Here is a 7,201-nt window from a genome sequence, read left to right on the forward strand (position 1 = left end):
AACCGGATAAGGTTGAATGGGTTGGGCTTAGCGCTGCAGGAAATGGCCGACTCTGATTTCCGCCCAATTGCCCAGTTTCTGCGTCACGCCCACCAGCAGCAGGTAGCATACGCACAGGATCAGGGTGGTCTGCACATAGATGAACTGCTCGGAACCGATCTGCGTCAGGATGGCGGTCAGCTCGGGCACCGTGATGATGGACAGCACGGATGTCTCTTTGCTGAGAATGATGATCATATTGATCAGCGCCGGCGTGATGATGACCAGCATCTGCGGCAGCTGGATGCGCAGGATGGTGTGCAGGCGCGAAATGCCCAGGCAGTTGGCGGCCTCTATCTGGCCATGGGGCACGGATAGAAAGCCAGAGCGGAATATTTCGGCGAAATATGCGCTGCCATAGATCGCCAGGGCGACCACGCCGGTATCCAGGGCATCCAGCGCCAGCCCGAAATGCGGTCCGCCGTAGTACAGCAGGAACAGCTGCACCAGAAAGGGCGTGGTGCGCAGGATCTCGATATAGAGACGCAAGACGGCGCGCACCCAGCGATTGGCAAACAGTTGCACGACGGCGATCAGCGCGCCGATGATGACGCCCAGGATCACAGCGCCCGCCCAGCACAGCACCGTGATGCCGAAACCGCTGAGCACCTGCGGGCCGTATTCTCTGAATAAATCCATATTGGACAACATGATCAGGCCTCTCTGTAGCGTCGTTCGATGTAATGCCCCAGCGCAGCCAGCATGCCGCACAGCACCATATACGCCAGACCCGCCATGGCGTAGGCTTCCAGCGGCCGGAACGTGCTGGCCGCGATGTTTTGCGCCGTGCGCGTGATTTCCGCTACGCCTACAACGGACACCAGAGATGAGGCCTTTACCAGCAGGATGACCTCGTTGACCAGGGATGGCGCGGTCAGCTTCAGGGCCTGCGGAATCTTGATGCGGACCAGAATGTCCAGCTTGGACAGGCCCAGCATCTGGCAGGCTTCGATCTGGCCAGCGGGAATGCCCAGAAAACCGCCGCGCAGGATTTCGCCGATGTAGGCGCCTTCACACAGCGACACCGCCAATACCGCCGCCGCCCAGGCGGGGACCTGGATCCCCAGTGCCGGCAGGAAATAGAACGCCAGCATCAATTGCACCAGCAAGGGGATGCCGCGGAAAACGAAGGTATACAGATTGCCCATGCGTCGCGCGCCGGCGGTCGGCGACAAACAGGCGCTGACCACGGCGATGGCGATGACGAACCCCACCAGCAGGCCCACGGCAGACACGAAGATCGTCATCTGCGAGGCTTGCAGCAGGAAAAACAAGGTACTGGAAAAAAAAGACTCGGCTTGCATCGTCGTGACTGTCGCGCTTTGAGCGCAGGCCTGGACGGGTCATCGTCTGGGCAGGCCTGCAGCCGGATTCAAAGACTGGCCGCCGCGTCAGCGTGCGGCCAGGAACAACCGGATGTCAGAGCGCCGGCGTGAAGTCTGCTGTCGGGACATCCATCTTGGCCCCGAACCATTTCTTTTGCAGGGCCTCCATGCGGCCATCCTTGTGCATGGCCAGGGTGGCGTCGTCGATAGCCTTGATCAGCGAGTCGCTGTCTGCGCCCAGGCGGCCCAGGAACGCGTAATAGGCCGGTTTGCCGAAGCTGGGCTTGACCACTTCGAACGTACCCAGGCGTTCACGCGCGGCCGCCGAGATGTTGGTCACCGCATTGGCGACGGCGGACAGCCGGCCATTGGCCAGATCGGCATACGCCTGGTTGACGTCCACGTATTCGCGGATTTCGGGAGCGGGATTCAGGGTGGCGGCGAATTCCTTCATCTGCGCCAGTTGCGAAGTGCCGCGCTGCGCCCCGATCACCTTGCCGGCGACGTCCTCGGGCTTGTTCACGGACGTGTCCTTGGCGCGTTTCAGGAAGGCGACGGTAGCGTCCGCAATGGGCAGGGTGAAGTGATAGCGGGTCTTGCGCTCTTTGGTCACGATGACGGGGGCGGCGACCAGGTCGAAACGTTTGGCTTCCAGGCCGGCCAGCGTGCCGGTCCAGGGCAGATCCAGGAATTTGACCTCAATGCCCATGGCCTTGCCGACTTCCTCGAAGTAGTCCTTGTCGAACCCCATGTGCTGGTTCTTCTGGATGAAGTCGAACGGTACGAACTGCATGTCCGTGGCCATGGTCATGACGCCGGCTGCCTTGATGTCCGCCAGTTGGTCGGCGTGCGCCGCCATCAGGGGCGCCAGCGCCAGGCAGCTGCCGGCCAGCATCCATTTCAAGGTTTTCTGCATGTATGTCTCCTGGTGTTTGATGAGCTGCTGCTTGCGGCAGCGCCTGTTTTTTTGACGTGTGTTGGATGTCGGGATCAGAACGGCAAAGTTCCGATCCTGGCGAAAAGTATATACATTTGAAATGCGCTGTCAATGATTCTTGTCATGCAAATTACAGGGGGCTTTGGGAAAATAAGGGTAAATCCTGACGGGCCCCGACAGGTCTGGAATTCAGCTGTGGCATTCATGGATCGCCATGCTGGAAAGTCTTGATTTATCCTTGTTTTAAATGTATATACAATAGAGCGACAGCTTGTCCGGATCCAGTCCGCTGCCGACCGGGTAAGCTGCGGAACATCGTCCAATCAACCGGAGACGTCATGCCCAGTCTTGAAAAAATGACCTGTGTCGAGGACTTCAGGCGTCTGGCCAGCCGCCGCGTGCCTCGCATGTTCTATGACTATGTCGATAGCGGTTCATGGACAGAACAGACATACCGCGCCAATAGCGCCGATCTGCAGCGCCTGCAATTCCGCCAAAGGGTGGCGTTGGACATCTCGCGCAGGGATCTGCGCACCACTGTGCTGGGGGAAGACCTGGCCATGCCGGTGATCCTGGCGCCCACGGGCTTGACCGGCATGCAATGGGCGGACGGCGAGATCCTGGCCGCGCGGGCTGCGCAGCACTGCGGCATCCCCTTTACGCTATCCACCATGAGCATCTGCTCGATCGAGGACGTGGCGGCCCGGACGCAGCGCCCTTTCTGGTTCCAGTTGTATGTCATGCGCGACCGCGATTTCATCGGCGACCTGATCGACCGCGCCAAGGCGGCAGGGTGTTCGGCCCTGATGGTGACCCTGGATTTGCAGGTGCTGGGCCAGCGGCACAAGGACATCAAAAATGGTTTGTCCACCCCGCCGCGCCCCACCTTGGCCAATCTGCTGAATCTGGCGGGCAAGCCGCGCTGGTGCTGGCACATGCTGCAGACCCGCCGGCATGGGTTCGGTAATATTCTGGGCCATGCCAAAGGCGTCAGCGATCTGCACTCCTTGTCCACCTGGACGGCGGAGCAATTCGATCCGACGCTCAGTTGGGCGGATCTGGAATGGATCAAGCAGCGCTGGGGCGGCAAACTGATCGTCAAGGGCGTGCTGGATGCGCAGGATGCCCGGCATGCCGTGGATGCGGGGGCCGATGCCTTGATCGTATCCAATCATGGCGGCCGGCAGTTGGACGGCGCGCCATCCAGCATCGCCGCCCTGCCGGCGATTGTCGATGCGGTCGGCTCGCAGATCGAAGTCCTGCTGGATGGCGGAATCCGCAGCGGGCAGGACGTGTTGCGCGCCTTGGCGCTGGGCGCGCGGGCGGTGCTGATCGGCCGTGCCTTTCTGTACGCGCTGGGCGCGATGGGTCAGCCGGGCGTGCAGCGCTGCCTGGACCTGATCGCCAATGAACTCAGCGTATCGATGGCATTTTGCGGCCGCACCAGCGTCCGGGACGTGGATGCATCGATTCTGCTGAACCCTGGTATTTTCCAATCTCAAGAGGCATGACCTGCGATGAATTCACATGACACGCTTTCCTCCAACGTCTGGCAAGGTCGGGATGACTCTGCCGAGCAGGGCGACACTCGGCGGTTGTTTCAAGTCGTGCGGCACGACGATGCCTGGCAGCGCGGCGATAGCGTGCTGTTGGGTTTTGCCAGCGATGCGGGGGTGCGGCGCAATCATGGTCGGCCAGGAGCTGCGGGGGGGCCGGTGCAGGTGCGCCGGCTGCTGGCCGGGCTGCCGGCTCATGGACTGCCGGCGCTGTGGGATGCGGGGGACATCGCCTGTGAAGGCGACGCCTTGGAATCCGCCCAGGCAGCGTTGGGCGCGCGGGTAGCCGCCATTCTGGATACGGGTGCGCGGCTGGTCGTGACTGGCGGCGGGCATGAAATCGCCTGGGGGGATTTTCAGGGGCTGCGCGATCATCTGTATGGCTCGCAGGGCCCCGGCGGGTCGCTGCTGATCGTGAACCTGGATGCGCATTTCGATTTGCGCACCAGCCGCCCCGGCAGTTCCGGCACGCCGTTCGATCAGATCCTGGAAGACAGCCGCCAGCGCGGCCTGCCGGTGCGCTACGCCGTGCTGGGCATTTCGCCCTTGGGCAATACCGCCGGCCTGTACGAACATGCCCGGGCGCTGGGGGTGCACTACGTCGAAGACGATCGGATGCAGGAACGCCATCTGGATCAGCGCTTAATCGAGTTGGACCGCCTGCTGGCCGATGCCGACCACGTTTATCTGACCATTGACCTGGACGTGCTGCCGGCTGCCACGGCGCCTGGCGTGTCCGCCCCGGCCCCGTTGGGGGTGCCGCTGGCGGTGGTCGAGGCCTGCGCCCGCCGGATCAAGGCGTCCGGCAAACTGCGTCTGGCCGACATGGCCGAATTCAATCCTGAATTCGATATCGACAACCATACCGCACGGGTCGCCGCCCGTTTGGCCTGGGTGCTGCTGCAGCCTTAGGCCTGTCCCGCCAGTTTGTAGCGGTTGCCGGGGTACCACATCACCGCCTGGGATGCGAACGCCCCGCCTGAAAACGTCGTGCGGTCCAGCACCAGGCAGGGTTGCTCCAGCGGGATGTCCAGCGGCTCCGCCACATTGATCGGGGGCAGCTTGACCTCGATCGTGTAGCGCCCTGCCGGTGCGGGGGCGGCGTGCATCAGATATTCATTGGGCGTCGTCTGCGACCAGTCCTGCTGCAGATAGTCGGGCAGGCGCCGCGCATCGACCACGCGGTCTTCCAGCTGGATCGGTACTGCGTTTTCATAGTGCACGATGATCGAATGAAACAGCGGGGCGCCTGCCCGCAGGTGAAAACGCTGCGCCTGCGCGGTGCTCACCTTGCTTTTTTCCAGCAGCAGGACCTGGCAGGAATGGGTGTGTCCCCGGTCGCGGATGTCTTGCGCGATGCTGCGGATCTCGATCAGGGTGGACGGGATTTTCGCCGGCGCCACATACGTGCCCGACCCCTGATAGCGCAACAGCACCTGATCAGCGGTCAGTTCGCGCAGTGCGCGATGCACTGTCATGCGCGACACCCCGAACTGCTTGCACAGCGCCAGTTCGGTCGGGATCAGATCGCCTTCGGTCCAGACGCTGCTGCTGATCTGCTGCAGGACGTAGTCCTTGATGCGCTGATAGGCGGGCGTCGCCCGCGTGGCGGTCTCAGTAACCTGAGCGTGACGGCGCATGTCGTGTTCCCTGTCTGTCGGATAGGGCATATTCTATGCGAACCTTTCGGCGGACTTCGCTGCTAGGTGTTTTCCCTGGCGCAGGGGCGGGCGATCTCGTGCTGCGCCCAAAACCCCAGGGTTATCCCGGAATTATGCGTAAACCTTAAAGCACCTTATGGCGCTTTTCCTATGGTCGCGTCGATGGGTCTTCGGTACATTGCTTGAAATTGCCTGATCCGCGTGCAGACCATGGGGATGCCGTGTGCGACAGGCATATCAAAATCTGGAGACAACCATGAGCAATGCCGTCGCCCCGGTCGATGAAATCTTGCCGATGGGCAAGCTCACCGCGCTGGGCTTGCAACACGTGCTGGTTATGTATGCCGGCGCGGTCGCCGTGCCCTTGATCATTGGCCGCGCCCTGAATCTGGATGCCCACGAGGTATCCCTGCTGATCGCCGCCGATCTGTTCGCCTGCGGCCTGGCCACCATCATCCAGTCGCTGGGCGCCACGCAGTGGTTCGGTATCAAGCTGCCTGTCATCATGGGCGTCAGTTTCGCGCCGGTCGGACCCATGATCCACATCGCCAGCAGCAACCCAGGGCACGAGGGCGCCCAGCTGCTGTTTGGCACCATCATCGCGGCGGGGATCATCACCATCATCATCGCCCCCTGGATCAGCCGGCTGCTGCGGTTTTTCCCGCCTGTGGTCACCGGCACCATCATCGCCATCATCGGCATCACGCTGATGCGTGTGGGCATCAACTGGATCTTCGGCAATCCCTTCGGCCCCACCGCGCCGTCGATCGTCGATCCCAACTACGTCGAATGGCTGAAAAGCGCCCAGGCAGCTGCCGGGGCGCCCGGATCACCCGTGCCGGCAGTGCCGCAGGGGCTGGCGATTTTGCCGACCATCCCCAATCCCCGATACGCTGATCTGACCGGTGTGGGCATCGCCGGCATCGTCCTGGTGTCCATCCTGCTGATCGCCAAATTCTGCAAGGGCTTTCTGGGCAATATCGCCGTGCTGCTGGGCATCGTGGTCGGGGCGGTGATCGCCACGGCCATGGGCATCATGCATTTCGACAAGGTCGCCAAGGCCGACTGGGTGGACGTTGTCATGCCCTTTCATTTCGGCATGCCCAAATTCGATTTCTGGATGATCCTGACCATGACGCTGGTCATGATCGTCATCCTGATCGAATCGACCGGCATGTTCCTGGCCCTGTCGGATATGACCGGTAAAAAGATCGACCAGAAAGACCTGGCGCGCGGTTTGCGCACCGACGGCCTGGGCACCCTGATCGGTGGTATTTTCAATACCTTCCCGTATTCCAGCTTTTCCCAGAACGTCGGCCTGGTCGCCGTCACCGGCGTGCGCAGCCGCTTTGTCTGCGTGGCCAGCGGCGTGATCCTGGTGGTGCTGGGCCTGCTGCCGAAACTGGCCGCCCTGGTCGAATCCCTGCCCACCGTAGTGCTGGGCGGCGCAGGCATCGTCATGTTCGGCATGGTCACGGCCACCGGCATCCGCATCCTGGGCGGGGTGGACTTCGTCAAGAACCGCAACAACGCCATGATCGTGGCCATTTCCATCGGTATGGGCATGATCCCCGTGGTCGCCCCGAATTTCCGTCAGTGGATGCCGCACGCCATCCATCCCCTGATCGAATCCGGGATCCTGCTAACGTCCCTGTCGGCTGTGCTGCTGAACGTGTTCTTCAA

7 protein-coding genes are annotated in these 7,201 nt (G+C 62.0%); 3 read left to right on the forward strand and 4 right to left on the reverse strand.

Translation table 11 applies throughout. From position 1 onward, the window contains the following. Nucleotides 1-27: 27 nt before the first annotated feature. The 3 genes from VDP79_RS14830 to VDP79_RS14840 all read right to left on the reverse strand — a co-directional run bounded on the left by VDP79_RS14830 (nt 28) and on the right by VDP79_RS14840 (nt 2,280). On the reverse strand, nt 28-678 hold the full coding sequence (locus tag VDP79_RS14830) for an amino acid ABC transporter permease (RefSeq protein WP_323018923.1): 651 nt from the start codon (nt 676-678) through the stop codon (nt 28-30). 14 nt (nt 679-692) lie between these two features. Continuing rightward, the gene (locus VDP79_RS14835; RefSeq protein WP_323018924.1) at nt 693-1,343 is read right to left on the reverse strand and encodes an amino acid ABC transporter permease; all 651 of its coding nucleotides are present in this window, start codon (nt 1,341-1,343) and stop codon (nt 693-695) included. 115 nt (nt 1,344-1,458) lie between these two features. Then, complete coding sequence (locus tag VDP79_RS14840; protein ID WP_323018925.1) at nt 1,459-2,280, reverse strand: transporter substrate-binding domain-containing protein; 822 nt, start codon at nt 2,278-2,280, stop codon at nt 1,459-1,461. Nucleotides 2,281-2,639: 359 nt separating this feature from the next. On the opposite strand from VDP79_RS14840, the gene VDP79_RS14845 reads away from it, so the two are divergent. Both VDP79_RS14845 and hutG read left to right on the forward strand, forming a co-directional pair. Further along, nucleotides 2,640-3,812: an alpha-hydroxy acid oxidase gene (locus VDP79_RS14845; protein ID WP_323018926.1), complete on the forward strand. Its 1,173-nt coding sequence runs from the start codon at nt 2,640-2,642 to the stop codon at nt 3,810-3,812. Nucleotides 3,813-3,818: 6 nt separating this feature from the next. Then, complete coding sequence (hutG, locus tag VDP79_RS14850; protein WP_323018927.1) at nt 3,819-4,769, forward strand: formimidoylglutamase; 951 nt, start codon at nt 3,819-3,821, stop codon at nt 4,767-4,769. Here hutG and hutC read toward each other — a convergent pair. After that, on the reverse strand, nt 4,766-5,497 hold the full coding sequence (hutC, locus tag VDP79_RS14855; RefSeq protein WP_323018928.1) for a histidine utilization repressor: 732 nt from the start codon (nt 5,495-5,497) through the stop codon (nt 4,766-4,768). The two genes, hutG and hutC, sit on opposite strands and share 4 nt — an antisense overlap. A gap of 277 nt (nt 5,498-5,774) precedes the next feature. On the opposite strand from hutC, the gene VDP79_RS14860 reads away from it, so the two are divergent. After that, on the forward strand, nt 5,775-7,201 hold a 1,427-nt coding region (locus tag VDP79_RS14860), incomplete at its 3' end, for a nucleobase:cation symporter-2 family protein (RefSeq protein WP_323018929.1).

This window comes from Castellaniella sp. (assembly GCF_034675905.1).
Classification (GTDB): domain Bacteria; phylum Pseudomonadota; class Gammaproteobacteria; order Burkholderiales; family Burkholderiaceae_B; genus Castellaniella.